The sequence below is a fragment of the Mycobacterium sp. genome (genome assembly GCF_965229105.1).
In the GTDB taxonomy this organism is placed as follows: Bacteria; Actinomycetota; Actinomycetes; order Mycobacteriales; family Mycobacteriaceae; genus Mycobacterium.
The window spans coordinates 1,558,201-1,573,132 of sequence record NZ_OZ245858.1 but is presented as its reverse complement, the minus strand read 5'-3'; the positions used below and the strand labels follow the sequence as shown (position 1 = coordinate 1,573,132).

Annotated in this window: 13 protein-coding genes; 3 read left to right on the top strand and 10 right to left on the bottom strand. The window is 65.4% G+C overall.

Annotation, left to right across the window (positions count from 1 at the left end; all coding sequences use genetic code 11):
* A complete protein-coding gene (locus tag ADBZ9O_RS07605; protein WP_526529893.1) occupies nucleotides 1-393 on the bottom strand; it encodes a nuclear transport factor 2 family protein in 393 nt (130 codons plus the stop codon).
* A 214-nt stretch (nucleotides 394-607) separates the two neighbouring features.
* Here ADBZ9O_RS07605 and ADBZ9O_RS07600 point away from each other — a divergent pair, with 214 nt between their 5' ends.
* Nucleotides 608-1,516: a cation diffusion facilitator family transporter gene (locus tag ADBZ9O_RS07600; RefSeq protein WP_526529891.1), complete on the top strand. Its 909-nt coding sequence runs from the start codon at nucleotides 608-610 to the stop codon at nucleotides 1,514-1,516.
* Between the two features lie 19 nt (nucleotides 1,517-1,535).
* Here ADBZ9O_RS07600 and ADBZ9O_RS07595 read toward each other — a convergent pair whose 3' ends face one another.
* Together ADBZ9O_RS07595 and ADBZ9O_RS07590 are read right to left on the bottom strand one after the other, a co-directional pair.
* Nucleotides 1,536-2,330 carry a bestrophin-like domain gene (locus ADBZ9O_RS07595; protein WP_526529889.1) on the bottom strand — a complete coding sequence of 265 codons (795 nt, stop codon included), beginning with the start codon at nucleotides 2,328-2,330 and terminating at the stop codon, nucleotides 1,536-1,538.
* 18 nt (nucleotides 2,331-2,348) lie between these two features.
* On the bottom strand, nucleotides 2,349-4,058 hold the full coding sequence (locus ADBZ9O_RS07590) for a DUF7937 domain-containing protein (RefSeq protein WP_526529887.1): 1,710 nt from the start codon (nucleotides 4,056-4,058) through the stop codon (nucleotides 2,349-2,351).
* 195 nt (nucleotides 4,059-4,253) lie between these two features.
* Between ADBZ9O_RS07590 and ADBZ9O_RS07585 the strand changes: the two genes are divergently transcribed.
* Complete coding sequence (locus ADBZ9O_RS07585; protein WP_526529885.1) at nucleotides 4,254-6,047, top strand: DUF7159 family protein; 1,794 nt, start codon at nucleotides 4,254-4,256, stop codon at nucleotides 6,045-6,047.
* A 28-nt stretch (nucleotides 6,048-6,075) separates the two neighbouring features.
* On the top strand, nucleotides 6,076-6,642 hold the full coding sequence (locus ADBZ9O_RS07580) for a hypothetical protein (RefSeq protein WP_526529883.1): 567 nt from the start codon (nucleotides 6,076-6,078) through the stop codon (nucleotides 6,640-6,642).
* Between the two features lie 13 nt (nucleotides 6,643-6,655).
* Here ADBZ9O_RS07580 and ADBZ9O_RS07575 read toward each other — a convergent pair whose 3' ends face one another.
* The 7 genes from ADBZ9O_RS07575 to ADBZ9O_RS07545 form a co-directional block, all read right to left on the bottom strand.
* On the bottom strand, nucleotides 6,656-7,816 hold the full coding sequence (locus tag ADBZ9O_RS07575) for an aspartate aminotransferase family protein (RefSeq protein ID WP_526529881.1): 1,161 nt from the start codon (nucleotides 7,814-7,816) through the stop codon (nucleotides 6,656-6,658).
* On the bottom strand, nucleotides 7,803-9,374 hold the full coding sequence (locus ADBZ9O_RS07570) for an aldehyde dehydrogenase family protein (RefSeq protein WP_526529879.1): 1,572 nt from the start codon (nucleotides 9,372-9,374) through the stop codon (nucleotides 7,803-7,805). Before ADBZ9O_RS07570 ends, ADBZ9O_RS07575 begins: the two co-directional genes overlap by 14 nt.
* A 16-nt stretch (nucleotides 9,375-9,390) precedes the next feature.
* A complete protein-coding gene (locus ADBZ9O_RS07565) occupies nucleotides 9,391-10,569 on the bottom strand; it encodes an NAD(P)/FAD-dependent oxidoreductase (protein WP_526529877.1) in 1,179 nt (392 codons plus the stop codon).
* Nucleotides 10,570-10,797: 228 nt separating this feature from the next.
* A complete protein-coding gene (locus ADBZ9O_RS07560) occupies nucleotides 10,798-11,517 on the bottom strand; it encodes a cache domain-containing protein (protein ID WP_526529875.1) in 720 nt (239 codons plus the stop codon).
* Nucleotides 11,514-12,272, bottom strand: a complete 759-nt coding sequence (locus ADBZ9O_RS07555) for a FadR/GntR family transcriptional regulator (RefSeq protein WP_526529873.1) — start codon at nucleotides 12,270-12,272, stop codon at nucleotides 11,514-11,516. Before ADBZ9O_RS07555 ends, ADBZ9O_RS07560 begins: the two co-directional genes overlap by 4 nt.
* Before the next feature lie 48 nt (nucleotides 12,273-12,320).
* Nucleotides 12,321-13,670, bottom strand: a complete 1,350-nt coding sequence (locus ADBZ9O_RS07550; protein WP_526529871.1) for a flavin monoamine oxidase family protein — start codon at nucleotides 13,668-13,670, stop codon at nucleotides 12,321-12,323.
* A 24-nt stretch (nucleotides 13,671-13,694) separates the two neighbouring features.
* Nucleotides 13,695-14,822 carry an extracellular solute-binding protein gene (locus tag ADBZ9O_RS07545; RefSeq protein WP_526529869.1) on the bottom strand — a complete coding sequence of 376 codons (1,128 nt, stop codon included), beginning with the start codon at nucleotides 14,820-14,822 and terminating at the stop codon, nucleotides 13,695-13,697.
* Nucleotides 14,823-14,932: the final 110 nt, after the last annotated feature.

The following is a 14,932-nucleotide window of genomic DNA, read 5'->3' as shown; positions in this document are numbered from 1 at the left end:
CTACGGCGTACCAGCTTCGGCCATCGCACGCGCGAACTCGGCGCCCATCTTCTCTTCAAACGCCTTGACCGCTTTGAGGGGGCGCAGCATCACGGTGAACTCGTCGATCAAACCGTCCGGTCCGTAATGCAGGAAATCGCAGCCGTTGATCTCCAGCTCGCCCACCTTCGCCACGAAAACCAGGGCGTGATCCGGCGCGTCGGTGCCACCGATCTCACGCACATAGTGCAGGTCTTCGAAAACCCGCGACACCGCGCGCAGAATCACCCCGAGCTGGTCCCTGCCGACATAGGGCTTATGCGCGATGGGACTGCGGAAGACGACGTTCTCGGAGCACAGGGCGGGCAGGGCGTCAAAGTCACCGGCTTCGACGGCGGCACGAAAGGTAGTCATAGCGTCACACGGTATCGGAGGCCGAACTGAGTGAGAGTGACAGTTTCGGGGTAGTCGTGCGCGGTGAAAAAAGACAACACCGACACACCAAACGATGTAGACAGTGACCCGGCCAAAGGTGCCGACGAAGGGTCCGACTGGTCCGACGAGGGCGGCGCCACCCCGGAGGGGCCAGCAGGAGAGTCCGACGCCTCCTAAGCCCGGTGGCGAAAGTGTGCGCACCGTCGTCATCGCCTTCGCCGCCAACCTGTGCGTTGCGATCGCCAAGACGGTGGCCGCCATGATCTCCGGCTCGGCCTCGATGGTCGCGGAGGCCTCCCATTCGTGGGCCGATACCGGCAACCAGATTTTCCTGCTCATTGCCAATCGCAGGAGTTCCCGCCCGGCCGACGCCAACCGCCCGATGGGCTACGGGCGCGAAGCTTATGTCTGGTCGTTGTTGGCAGCTGTCGGGTTATTCGTCGTCGGCGCCGCGGTATCGATCTGGCACGGCATCTCTGAACTGCTGCACGAGCCGGGCGGGCACGAAAACTATCTGGTCGCGTACGTGGTGTTGGGGATCGCTTTCGTGCTGGAGGGCTCGTCTCTGCTGCAAGCGGTCCGTCAACTCCGCGGCGAGGCCGATCAGTTCGATCGTGACCTGCTGGAGTACGCGCTGGACACCTCGGATCCGACCACCAGGGCGGTCTTCGCCGAAGACAGTGCCGCGCTGATCGGTCTCGTCGTCGCCTTGGCCGGCATCGGGCTACATCAGCTGACCGGTAATGCGGCCTGGGATGCGATCGGCTCAATCCTGGTCGGTGTGCTGCTCGCTGTTGTCGCGGTCATCCTGATCGACCGCAACCGGCGATACCTCACCGGTGAACCCGGCTCACCCGCGCTGCACGACGCCGCGGTCGCCCGGCTGCAACAGCTCGACGATGTCGCCTCGGTGCGGTTCCTGCGCTTGGAGTACATCGGTCCCAAGCAGATCTTTCTGGTCGCCAGCGTCGATCTGGTCGGCGATGACGCCGAGTCCCATGTGGCGCGTCGATTGCGGACGCTGGAACGGGAATTGGAGACGAATCCCTACGTGATGGACGCCCTGCTGACGGTGTCGGACCCGGATTTCGAGGACAAATAACCGCCCAGCGGTCGCGCGGCTACGCCGAGGGTTGTGACAGGGCCGAAACGGCCGCGCGCAGCGGCTCCGGCGATGTGGCGGCTTCGCCGACGTACGGGTGGGTGAGTTCCAGCACCAGGAAGATGTTCGCGGCCACCAGTACGCCCACGGTCGCGACCAACGCGTAGTGAATGCCGGGTTTCTTCACCCCGTAGATGACGACGCAGCTGATCACCAACGCGCTGGTCAGCAGGAAGACGGTCCACAGCGATAGTGACGGGCCGACATCGATCCCGGCTCGGAGAATCCGTTCGGTGCGCAGCTGACTGATTTGGCGTAGAGAATCGAAAGAGGTTGCCAGGAAAGTCTTTTGGGTATCGGTGCCGGCTTGGACCTGACCATATGCGAGGTACACCCGCTGCAGTGCGCTATCGGCCGCAGGCAGGGAATGGCCGTTCGCGGCTTGCGGCCACTCTTGCAGCGCGGCTCTTTGATACTCCAGCAGAGACTGCCGGACCCGCTCACCGTCGGCCTGGTCGAACACGGTGAGGTCCCTGGCCATCTGCACCGCAGTCGCTCCCTCGGTGCGCATCTCGTCGTCGGCGGCATTGATCTGGCCCCACATCGCGCTGACGACGAAACCTACGAAAAACGCATACACGAAGCCGATGAACATGAAGGCGAACTGCGTCACCTCGCTGCGCTCGTCCCCCCGCAGCCCGGGAAACCGCCGCCGGACAACCATCACGATGAGCAATGCTGCACCCACCACGACGACGATGAGTCCGACGAACAGCAGCCACGACGGCAGATCGCTCACCAACCAACGAGACATCTCCCCGCCCCTACCGTGTCAGCGTCCGTGGTCTTCGGTACCGGGCGCCGGAGTCCTGGTGGTGGCGTCGGGCGCCGCCCACTCGGAGCGACGCTGGATCCGCAGCGCGGCCGTCGGCGTCTGAAATTCGGTGGTCGCCGGCGCGGGCAGCACCGTCGTCGAATCGTCTTTGAGGCGAACAATTTTCGGTGCCGCCGCTGGCCTGGGTTGGCGGACGATGGTCGGCGGTGCCGAGTCAGACGACGGCACTACTGCGGTAACAGCAGACGATGTGACGGCGGACGGTACGACAGGCGGCGCGGCCGGCTTGGCGGCCCGGCGCAGCAGATAGCCGGCCAGCGGACCGGTGAACAGCAGGGCAGCCAGCACCGTCAGGCTCAGCACGCACACGACGACGTCGAATGTGCTGGTGATCTGCTGCGCCAGGTTGTTGCCGTAGATCGCGTCGGGCGGGGCTGCGGCGTAGCGAGGCGCGAGCGCGACACCGATGGCCAGGTCGGCGACGGTGAACACGAACAGCACCGCGCTGAACGCGGCGGCGACCGTTGCCGAGGCCACCCCTTTGGCAAGTTGACGATGCAGCCACAGCGCGATGGCACCGGTGACGAGGCTGAATCCGGTCATCGCGGCGCTGTCATAGAGCGCACGGGGCAGGTCAAGCGACAGCGCGATCAGGTAGTCGACCACGCGCAGTCCGGCGGCGGCGAACGACCAGAAAGCGATGAGCGTCAAACACTTCTGCGCGGCGACACGGTAGGCGCCGATGGTCGGCGGCTTGATCAGGAAGACGGCGTAGAGCGTCGTCGGAGCGACGATCGCGGCCGCGGCGGCCCAGGCCAGATAGCCCTCGTAGCCGACGGCGGCGGTGGAGGTGTTCTGGGCGATGCCGTGGAATGCGTCGATATCCCTGCCGATTCCGGCGATCCAGACCAGCGTGCATGCGATGGCCCCCGAGGCGCCGAGTGCGGTGGTGGCCAGGCGGGCGGCGGCGGTTTTCTCGGTCAGCCACCGCGAGCCGATGACCAGCGCGATCATCGCCTCCGCGCCGTAGAGCAGCGTGGTGACGATGACGGCGATATCGTGGCCGCCGAAACCGGCCTGGGTGACGAACAGGTACCGCAGTCGCCAGTAGATGTTGAAGGCCACCGACAGCGTCGCGAGCGCAATCGATACCACGCCGATGACCCGCACCACGGCATACCAGCGGCGAAAACCGTTGTCCTCAATGGTGATCGAGGTGATCGGTGGCTGCGCTGCCAGCAACGCGCCGGCGACACCTAAGAACATCCCCGGTCCGGCACCGGGTGGGACAGCTCCGGTGCCGCCGTTTCCGACGGTGTGCGCGAGGTGATAACCGGCGAATCCGAGCACGACGATGAGGTAGGCGAGCGTGAGCAGCAGCCGGATGCGGCTGGTCCGCCGGATATCGGCCTGCGGGGCGCTCAACCGGAACGGGCCGACGTGCGGGACCAGCGCGGCGGCGATGGCCAACAGCGTCACGACGGCAAGGACCCCGAACACCCGCGCGTTGCTGCCGGGGATGCCGAGCCCGAACACGATGTTCCACGGCAGCAGCACGGCCGCCACGAGCAGCACGACCGCCAGACCGTCACGCACCTTATTGGCGCGGACGGGCACAAAACCGACGCGAGCGGACCGGGCAGCGACAGGGGCTGCGGTCGTCGGCACCCCGACGGTGGCGGACGCGTCGTAACGCTGGTCGCTCACGTGCCGATTCCTTTCTGTGGGTGAACTCGTCGCGAGGTCGTGCGGACCCAGCGTGGTCACTTTTGCTGCGACGCACAAGCAGGCGGGATCGACAACCCGGAGCTGTCCACCCTGTGGAGTAGCTTGGGGGCGTCGATTATTGCAGGCCTGGACGTCGGGGAGGCTCAAGCAAGAAAGCGGATGGGTGGCAGGCGAATGGATGTAGTCCTGGGGGTGTCGGTCACCGGACGGGTGGCTCGACTGGCGTTGATCGGAGCGCCGGCCAGCGGCGGCGAGGTGCTGGACGAGTACGCGCTGGACCTTCCCGATGACGCAACCACCGACCTGGCCGACACCATTGTCGGCACCTACCGCGCGGTGACGGAGTCCGGAAGTCGAGTGGCGGCCACGCGACTCTGCCTGCCCGACGCCGTTGCCGGCGACGCCCTGCGCCTGCAGGTGCTTGGCGCCGGAGTTGAGAACGTCGAGGTGGTCTCCGAGGCCGAAGCGGCCGGGGCACTGGCCCGCAGCGCCGGAGCGGACGCCGCCCTGCTGCTCGGCGCCGATAACACCGTGTCACTGACGGTGGTGGGCGAGGACGCGGAGTCCACCTCGGTGCTCGCATCGGTGCCGATCGGCGCTTCCGGCGCGGCAGGCGCATGTGCGACAGCGCTGATGAGCGTGCCCGCGGCAACTGCTCCGCAGCGGGTGTTGCTGGTCGGTCAGCGCCTGGACCTCGATTCGGTTGCGGCCGAGCTCAGTTCGACGACCCCGGTGCAGGTGCCGCCGGACGCGGGCTACGCGATCGCGCGGGGCGCGGCACAGACCGTCGACGGATCAGGCTTCGCACCGGCTGCTGCAGCCACCCAGATGGCACCCGCGCTCCCCGGTGGGGCCGACGCCACCCAGATGGCACCCGCCAGTGCGCCCGCAACGGCGGCCGGCGCAGCGGTGGGTCCGGAATTGGCGTACTCACAGGCACCCGATGACGGCCCGTTGCCGATGGAGCCCGAATACGCCGAGATGCCGATGGATCCGCTGAGCGAATTCGTCCCCGAGGAGTACGACCAGGACGAGTTCGGCGACTACACCACCGCGATAGCACCGCCACCACCGCGGATGATCCTGATGGGCAGCGCGGCCGCATTCCTGCTGATCAGCTTCGCCACACTTGCCGTCACAGCGGCCGTGCACGTGCGGCCCGCTGCCGATGTGAGCGCCCAACCGGTCCCGGCCGTGCAGTCGGACACGGTGCCGGGGCGCTATCTGCCGCCGGTGCCGCACGAACCCGATCCTGTAGCGCTACCCGTTGCAGTGTTGACACCCGCACCGGCCGCTCCGTCGGCACCGAGCATCCGCCCCAACACCGACAGCAGGCCGGTCGAGGTTCCCGCCGCACCGCCTGCGCCACTTCCCGCGGTGGTTCCAGCTCCGGCGCCGGCGCCGGTCGAAGTGCCGGGGATCTCGATTCCGCCGATCATCATCCTGCCGCCGCTCAACCCGTGGACGCCGCCGACCTGGCCGACCACCCCGACTACACAACCGCCCGTCACCACCACGACCACCACGCCACCCACCACCACCACGACGACACCACCGACGACCACCACCACGCCACCCACGACCACGACGACACCACCGACGACCACCACGCCTCCGACAACCACCACCGCTCCCCCGACGACGACGTCAGCGCCGCCCACCACGACAACGGCACCGCCCACCACGACCACCGTGCCGCCTTCGACGGTCACCCCTGAGCCGCCACCGTCGACACCGGCGTCAGAGCCTGCCTCAATACCGCCAGTCGAGCAGGCGCCGGCGTCGGTACCGCCGGTCCAACAGGCACCCGTCTCCGAGGTTCCCGCGGTACCACAATCGCCCTCCAGTGGCGGCGAGTCTTCCAGTGGCAGCCGTTCGTCGGGCGGCGAAGGATCTGGCGGTGGAAGCTCAAGCAGTGGTGGGGGTTCCGTCGAAGCGCCGATGACGACGGTGCCGGTCAGCCCGTAACCGGCCGGATAGGACTAAGAACATGTCGATGACATCTGACGTCGCGATCCGGTTGGCCAATCGCCACGACATTCCCGCCATGATGGCACTGGAAGAGCGCTACTACGTGGGTAACCTCTCGCCGGACGAACGCACCAAAGGCTTCATCTCCAATCTCCAGTCGCAGGAGTGGTTTACGGCGGCGGTGGACTCCTCGGGTTTACATGTCGCGGTGAGCGGTGACGATTCTGTCGTCGGGTTCATTGCCGTTACCGATCCGCCCGGCCGATCGCAGGTGGCCACGTCGCCGATCATCCAGGCGATGCTCGAGCTCGCCGAGTCACTGGAATTCAACGGAAAGCCAATTGCGCAGCAGCGCTTCGCGTTGCGTGGACCGGTCTGCATAGACGAGGTCGCCCGAGGGCGCGGGGTCTATTCCGCGTTCAATGCGGCCACCCAGGCGGCGTACCGGGAGCGTTTCGACCTCGGCGTGCTGTTTGTCGCTGCCGACAATCCCCGGTCGGTGCACACCACTACCGCCAAACTCGGCGCGCAATCCCTGGCGGTGTTCGAGGTCGACTCCCGGCAGTACCACTTCATGGCGTTCAGCTTCTAAAAGCACACCGCCGTCACCGCCGTGGCAACGACCCGATGACGCGATCAGCGATGTCCTCGACCTGCTCGTCGGTCATGACCGTCGACAGCGCCAGTAGACCATTTGTCCCTGCGAGCACCCCGGCTTGGTAAAGCCGCCACCACGTGTCGGTGGGGTCGTCGGTGACGAGCCTCAGCAAGGAGCCGCTGCCATTGACATTGAGACCCGCCGCGCGCAGCGTCGCCCGCAGCGCATCGCCCTTGGCGTTGAGCGAGCTGATCTCGGAGGCGGGGAACTTACGCATCGCCGTCAGACCGGCCGCCATCGTGACCGGATTGGCGCTGAAGGTCCCGCCCCACGACACCGGTCCGTCGCCCAGCGGGCTGAATGCGTCGAGCACGTCAGCACGACCGCCGACGGCACCGACGGGGAAGCCACCACCGATGATCTTGCCGAGCGAGATGATATCGGGCGTAAGGCCATACGAGCGGTGCAAACCTCCCAGCCCCAGGCGGAACGTGATCACCTCGTCGATGGCCAGTAGTGCCCCCGTTTCGGCGGTTACCCGCTGTGCTGCGCTGGCGAATTCGTCGGAGACAGGTCGCAGTCCGGCCCGGTTGGGCATCAGGTCCAGCAACACGGCCGCCACGCGGTGACCGTGACGGTCCATCGTCGCCTCTAGGGTGTCAATATCGTTCTGCGGCAGTACTAATGAGGCATCGATGATCTGCGCGGGCACCCCGGGAGCGTCCGGGGCAACAACCCCGTCGTAGGTGCCGTGATAGCTGCCATCGAAGCGCACGATGACATCGCGACCGGTATGGGCGCGGGCGCCACGAATGAGCATCATGACTGCCTCGGTGCCCGAATTGCAGAAGCGCCATCTGGCCAATCCGGTGCGGGCCTGCAAGCATTCAGCCATCTCGACTTCGTAGGCGGTCGGCAGACCGAACGCTGTTCCCTTCCCCGCCACTTCGATTGCGGCGGAGAGAATTTCGCGATCGGCGTGACCGTGAATCAACGCCGTGTAGTTGTTGTTGCAGTCGATCGTTCGGTGCCCCGCCGAGTCGACCACCACCGCACCCTCACCTGAGACGGCATACGGCGGATGCGGTGCGACGTACAGCGTCGAGCGGGTGTTGCCCCCCGGCAGGGCCTGCACTGCACGGCCGAACAGGTCCTCAGCGCTCGACATCGCCCCGCGAACCTGCCGCCGAACCGACGCTCACGGTGCGACTCTGCTCCCGCATGAAACCCTGCAGATACCAAGGGCCCAACCCGCCCTTGCCCGACGATCCGCTCGCCTTCCAGCCGCAGAACGACTGCAGACCCGGCCAGGCTCCCGTGGTGGCACCCTCACGCCGGTTGACGTACACGACGCCGGCCTGGATCTCGTCGAGAAAGGTTTCGGTTTCCTCGTCGAGCGCACTGAAGATGCCCGCCGACAGGCCGTACTCGACAGCGTTCGCTTCGGTCATCGCCTCGGAAATGCCGTCCACCGCGGTGATGGTGACCACCGGCGCGAACAACTCCTCACGCGTAAGGCGATGTCCCAGAGCCAGACCCGTGAGCAGAGTCGGTGCAACGAAATGCCCCGGCAGGTCGGGTAAGTCCGCACTGATGACCGTGCCACCGGCCGCGCGCGCGGTGTCGAGCGCCGACTGCACCCGATTCGCCATCGCTTCGTCGATCACCGGGCCGATGAACGCATCGGCGGTCGACGGGTCGCCGATGACAAGGCGTTTGATCCGATCGCTGAGCTTGGCGACGAGCGCATCGTGCACCCGGTGGTCGACGATGACTCGTCTTGTCGCACTGCACTTCTGGCCAGAGAATCCGAATGCGGACCGCACGATGCCTTCCACCGCGTCATCGAGGTCGGCGGTGGCCATCACAATCGCGGGATTGTTGCCACCCATTTCGGCCAGCACCGGCTTCCCGTATGGGCCACTGGTCAACGAGCGCACGATATCCCAGCCCACCTGTGCGGAACCGGTGAAGGCCACGCCGTCGATTCCAGAGCGAACCAAGAGTTGTCCGGCCTCGGCGCCGCCATGGATCACGTTGAGCACACCGTCGGGTAGGTCGGCGTCGAGCAGACGGGCGGCCAACGCCGTCGAGCGTGGCGTCTTATCCGACGGTTTGAGCACAGCGGTGTTGCCGGTCACCAGCGCGGCGACGGTCATATTGACGGCCAAGGCAACCGGGAAGTTGAAGGGCGCGAGTATCGCGAAGGTGCCGTAGGGCCGCAGGACATCCGTCGTGGTGTCGGTGACGGTAGGCCGCATCGGTGTGACGAAGCCGCCATTGTCTTCCATCTGCGCGCAGTAGTGCTCGATGAGGTCGATCGCCTCTTGCGCCTCGGCCAGGCCTTCGACGCGGTTCTTTCCGGTCTCGGCAGCGATCAGCGCTGCGAGCACAACGATATTAGCGGCGAAGCGCGCCTTGGCTTTTCGCAGGAGCTCGACCCGTTCGCCGAACGGCCGGGCGCGCCATGCGCGCGCCGCCCGACGCGCTGCGGCGACGGCATCCTCCACGACGGTGTCGGTGGCGGTGTAGGCCCGAGACACGATCCGGCTCGGATCGGCCGGATCGCGCCGTTCGAACACCGGCCCGGTGGGAAACACCGCGCCCGCCACCACATGCGGTAACGGCCCGGGCACCTGGTCACGCACCTGCTGCAGTGCAGACTCGAACTCTCGATCGAGTTCGGTTCCGACCGAGGTGCTTCCGTAATTGAGAGTCGAGGTCATGACTGTCCTTCCTTTTCTAGACGGCAGGGGTGACGGCGGAACCGGGGACCACCCGACCGGGCCCCCAGGAGTGCGACCACGAGAACGTCGGCTCGGCGTCGACCGCGGCTTCGGCGGACACCCGCCCGATCGCCGGGGCCAACTGGATTCCGGATCCGCCCGCGCCCAGTGCGCAGACCACCGAAGGCTGGTCCGGGTGCCTACCGACGATGGGCCGGTGGTCGGGACTCATGGGATAGATGCCCTGCCAGCTTCCACTCACGGACAGGTCATCCACGATATGCAGGCGCTCGGCCATCAGCGCCGATAGCCGTTCGATATCGTCCTGGCCAACTCGCCGAAGCGGCTGATCCGGCGAAACCGGTTCGTGGACACCCTCATCGGTGTGCAAGCCGGCGATCAACTGATCGGGGCGCTCCGATCGGAAGTAGACCCCGTCGGTGCCGGAGTCGGGGACGTAGTCCATGACGAACGGCAGCAGCGGATCCATCGGCGTGGACAGATCGACGGTGACCGCGCCGTGCAGCTGCGGGTGCAGCGGCACCGGCGCCCCGAGCAGATCTCCGACGCGCCCGGCCCATGGCCCCGCGGCATTGACCACGGTGTCGGCCCGCATGGCGCCCTTGGAGGTATCCAGGCGCCACCCACCACCGGCGTCGAGATCACCGCCGAGTAGTTCGCAGTTGGAGATGACAGTGCCGCCCCGCTGCGCGATCAGTCGGGCGGCAATCGTGCAGTATTCGTAACCGTCGATATGTCCGTCGGATGGACCGAAAAGGCCGCCGATCCGGTCGGAGGTGACAATCTGCGGCCAGCGGTCGGCGATATCGGCCGCAGTCAGGACCTCGGGGTCGGTGACACCGAGTTCACCCTGGATGGCGACACTCTGCTCAAACGCCCGGATGTCGGCCTCGGACGAGCCCAGCCGAAGATAGCCGCACGCGACGAAACGTAGACCGTGTTCGGCAGCCATCAGATCGTAGAAGCGTCGACCGTAGACGCGAGCTTCGATATCTGCCGGTGTGAAGTACTGGCTTTCGACCATGCCCACCGACCGGCCCGACGAACCGTCACCGGGGTGATTGCGCTCGATCACAGCGACCCGGCCGACCCCGAGGTTCAGTAGCTCCAAGGCGGTGGACAACCCGAGGACACCACCCCCGATCACGATGACGTCGTAGGCAATCGTCGCCATTAGGCCTCCAAGGAGATGCAGCATCAAGACCGGCAGCGGGCCATCATCTAAAGGCCCACCTGCAACGCCGAATCCCGGCATCTCACAAATCATATAGTTGAGTTGTTTTAAAGACAAGGGCGACTGCAGACATGCGAATAACAGCCCGCCGCACTCCTACGCAGCACGAAAGAGGCTCTTAAAAAGCATCTTTCGCGGAAAGTCGCACGCCAACAATCGGCGCGCGGCTTATTCCGCGAAAGCCACCACCGACCAGCTGTAGCCCGGGACCGGCAACCGCAACCGCACCTGGTCGGCTGCAGAGTGACGTTGTCCCCGCACCCGCACCGGCAGACCGGTGCTCAGCAGCGGCACCGTCGACACGACGACACGGTCGGACTCGTTGAGCAGCGCCACCGGACTGGCGATCCCTTGTAGGTCAGATGTCAGGGTGTCGATGAAACGCCGGACGTCGACGTCGGCCGCAAGAACCCCCAACGCGCCGTGTGAACGAAGGACGGGCACCGATACTGTCACCGTGTAGTCGTCGGAACCCCAGGTATCGATGAATGGTCCTGACAATGTGGAACTTCGGCTCTCGACTGCCAGCCGAAACCAGCGCAACGACGCGTAGTCATAGAAACTCTCCGACTCCGGATCCACGCTGTGCGAGCGTTCGGCCACCTGACCGCCGCGATGGACCCACCAGACCATCGCCGGAGCGCAGTCATTGTCTGGATAAGCCACCGCGTAGCCGGCCCCGGCCAACACATCGCCACTTCCCCGCTGCACCAACACATGACGTGTTGCCTCGCGGAAGTAGTCGACATCAGCTGACGTCGAAGCGCCATCGGTCAGCGACTTGTCGGCGACGTCGCTGAGCACACCCACCACCTCGTCGATGTGGCTGGCCACGATGGCAGCGAACCGAGCAATTTCCTTCTCCAAGGCTGCGCCACGGTTGCTCATCGCTTCATCCCACCACTTGAGCCCACCGCTTGCCTGGCTAATTCGTGAGCCACCGTAATCCCGGCCTCGCGAATTGATCGCGCGGCGTCGTCACGTCGACCGTCCCGAACCGCCTCCAACAGCGACGAGTGTTGTTGGGCAACCGATTTACGCAACTCCTCGACCTGGTACGCCGTGGAGAGCAGCGGTCCGTAATCGATGACGCAGGCAACAGCGGCCTTGGTATGTCGGACCGACTGGGACGCGGTCGCCAGTGCGATCATGAGTCGGCCCTCGGCTCGGCGAGCTGACGGTCCGTCGTGGGATTGCGCGAAGCTCTCGACATGTTGGCTCATCCCCTCGACCTCCTCATCGGAAGCGCGCTCGGCAGCCAACGCGGCAGACGCCTCGCCGACGGACGTCCGCCAGTCGGAAAGATCACGCAGATCCACCAGCGACATCTCCAACAACCGGGAGCGGCCATGGCTGACCGGTTCGTAGGCGGAGCGCCGTACGAAACTGCCGCCGGAGCGGCCCCGCTTCGTCACCAACAGGCCGGCCTCCCGGAGCAATCCGAGCGCCTCACGCAGCGTCACCGGCGAGACACCCAGCTGCGCGGCCAGCTCAGGCTCCGGCGGTAGCTGCTCGCCATCTTTGAAAACATCGAGCGCTACCGCGTTGCGCAGTCGGTCGAATACCGCCTTCGTCCGACCACCGTATTCAAAGGGGGCGAATATCACCTCCCGCAAGATGTCGGACGTCTGCGGTACAGCCATCTGTGTCTACCCAACTCTCGCGGTTCCTGAGCTGTCCATACTGCCCGGTCAGCGGCCGAGCATCGCAAGGACCTCATCGGCAGCCAATCCGCCGGTGTACAGCGCGCCCTCCACTCCCAGTCGCGAGTCGAAATCCGAGCCCGCGAAGGCGAGTTGCCCCTGAGCCCGCCGCGCCGCCGGCCGTATCGTCGTCTGGCCTGGGCGCAGATAGGACCAGGTTCCACGAGCGAATGGATCCTGGGCCCAGTCGTGCCAGGCGACCGACTCCACGACGATGCCAGGTACATAGTGCCGGAGCGATTCCTGCACGGCGGCAACGTCATCGAGATCCAGTACCCCCGGGGCGGACGTGAATGCGACGACGATTGCGCGGTCCCCGGCGTGGACGGTGGTCGACGCGGTGGCGAAGCCGCCACCGGGCGGGATGCCATGCGCGTAGAAGGGTTCGGGGCAGTTGCTGACGAATACGGTGGCTTTCTCGGCCTGGCCAGTCACCCCTTGCCGGGCCAGCAACGCCAGCTCCGGCGATAGCGCCGGGCTGAACGTCACCTCACTCAACACACCGATCGGCAGGGCGCACACCGCTGCCCGCGCCCGCGCCTCGCCAGCACTGGTCATCACCGAGACCACGTCACCGTGATCGCTGACCGCACTGACTGTCGCACCGAGCAGGACATCGGCATCCGAGCCCGACACCACCGCTTCATAGAGGGCACCGGTGCCACCGGCGAGCTGCGGACCCAGGGTCCGAGCCATCGGGGTGTCGTACGGAGCGGCGAAAAATGTTGCGGCAGAAATCGATCCGCTCTTGGCGATGGCGTGCAGCAGCGGCAGGGCCGAAGGTACCTCCCAAGGGTCACCGGCCAGGGTGACGATATGGGTGCGAATCAACTCCAGCGTGTGCGGGCCCAACTCCAGATCCGCGAGTAGCTCGGGCCAGGGCACGTCGATGGCGGTGACGTCCTGGTCCTCGATCGGGCGATTCAGGTCGATGTGGGACACCAACGTAGAAATCCGGGTCACCAGCCGCTCGAACGAGGCCAACTCATCCACCGGCACCGGCAGTGGGCCAGTGCGGCGTTCGCCCGCCGACACCCAGATCAACTGGGTGGGCTCCAGCGATCCCCACTCCAATTCCAGCCCGAACTTGTCGATCTCGGCCCACGTCAAGGGATAGGTGTCGCGGTCGAGCATGAACGCCCCACCCCACTCCACGATGTGCCCGTCGAAAAAGTCCGGCTCCGACCACATCCGACCGGATAGTCGATCGCGCGCCTCGATGATCAGCACCCGCAGTCCGTTCTGGGTGAGTCGACGCGACGCAGCCGCACCGGCGAATCCACCACCCAGAATGACCGCGTCATAATGCCCTTTGGGCGACTCCACCACCTGATACATGACTTTCCTACCTGAAATTCGTTGTCACTGAGCTTGAAAGGCGGCCAGGGCGTTCGACACCGGGTCGAGATTTTCGGCGTAGAACCTGGCGTCTTCACTCACCGTGTTGGCGGTGTTCTCTTTGGACACGACGTAGGGCCGCACCGCTTCGAGGTAATCGGCCGCGCTGAGATCCTTGATCGCGGTCGTGTAGGTGGTGCGGTTGACGAAGTCGATCTGACCCTGACGATCCAGCAGCCACATGGCGATAGCCGCCTGGCCGATCTTCGCATTCGGCGCGCCCTTGGGCACCGCGAAGTACGCCGAGGTTGTGAGCCCACCGTTCCACGTGAAGTCCAGCGGTAGGTGCTGCTGGGTGATGGCGTCATAGACACGGCCCGTCCACACCATTCCCATGGCGCATTCGCCGTTGTTCAATAGTTGGATCACCGTGGAACCGGAGTCCCACCACACGGTGTCGTTTTTGATGGTGCCCAGCTTGCGCAACGCACGATCGACATCCAGCGGGTACATCTTGTCCGCGGGAACACCGTCGGCCAGCAGAGCGACCTCGAGGGTTCCGGCGCTCACCGGGTATTTGTAGAGACAGCGCTTACCCGGAAAGTCCTTGGTGTTGAACAGGTCTGCGCTTGACGTCGGCGTCTTGCCGCCGAGGGCCTTGGTATTCCAGACCAGCACCGAACCGTTGTCTTCGACGCGGATCCCATGCTTGTCCACGCTGACGCCGTCGAGTTTGTCGACGGGGACCACGGAGGTGTCGAGGTCGGCGAGCAGACCGGCATCAGCGGCCTGGAAGTACTCACCACCGGTACCGAACTCGATGAGGTTCCACGGGACGTTGCCCGCCTCCGCGGCAGCGCGGAACTTCGTCGATGTGCCATCGGTGTACTCAGCCTGCACCGGAAGGCCGGTCAGGGAGGTGAAGTTCTTCCAGATAGTGTCGTTCTTGGCCTCTGTGGTCAGACCGCCCGAGGAGTCATACCAGGTCAAGGAGCCAGATAGGTCACCGAAAGTGGATTTGGGAAATACTGCCGGGTCAAACTTGGTCGCGTCCTGGGTGGGCGCTGCGGAATTGCCGCAAGCAGCAACCAGCACGCCACACGTCGCGACGGCGAACAGGGCCGTCACCCGCCTGAATTTCCCACTTGACACGGCTGCTCCTTTGGGCGAAGTTACTTAATACGATTGAACTGTATCTTTTATTCCGGCGTCGTCAAGGGGAAGTTTGTGAGAACCGTTACGCACCCGGACCAAGTGTCGGA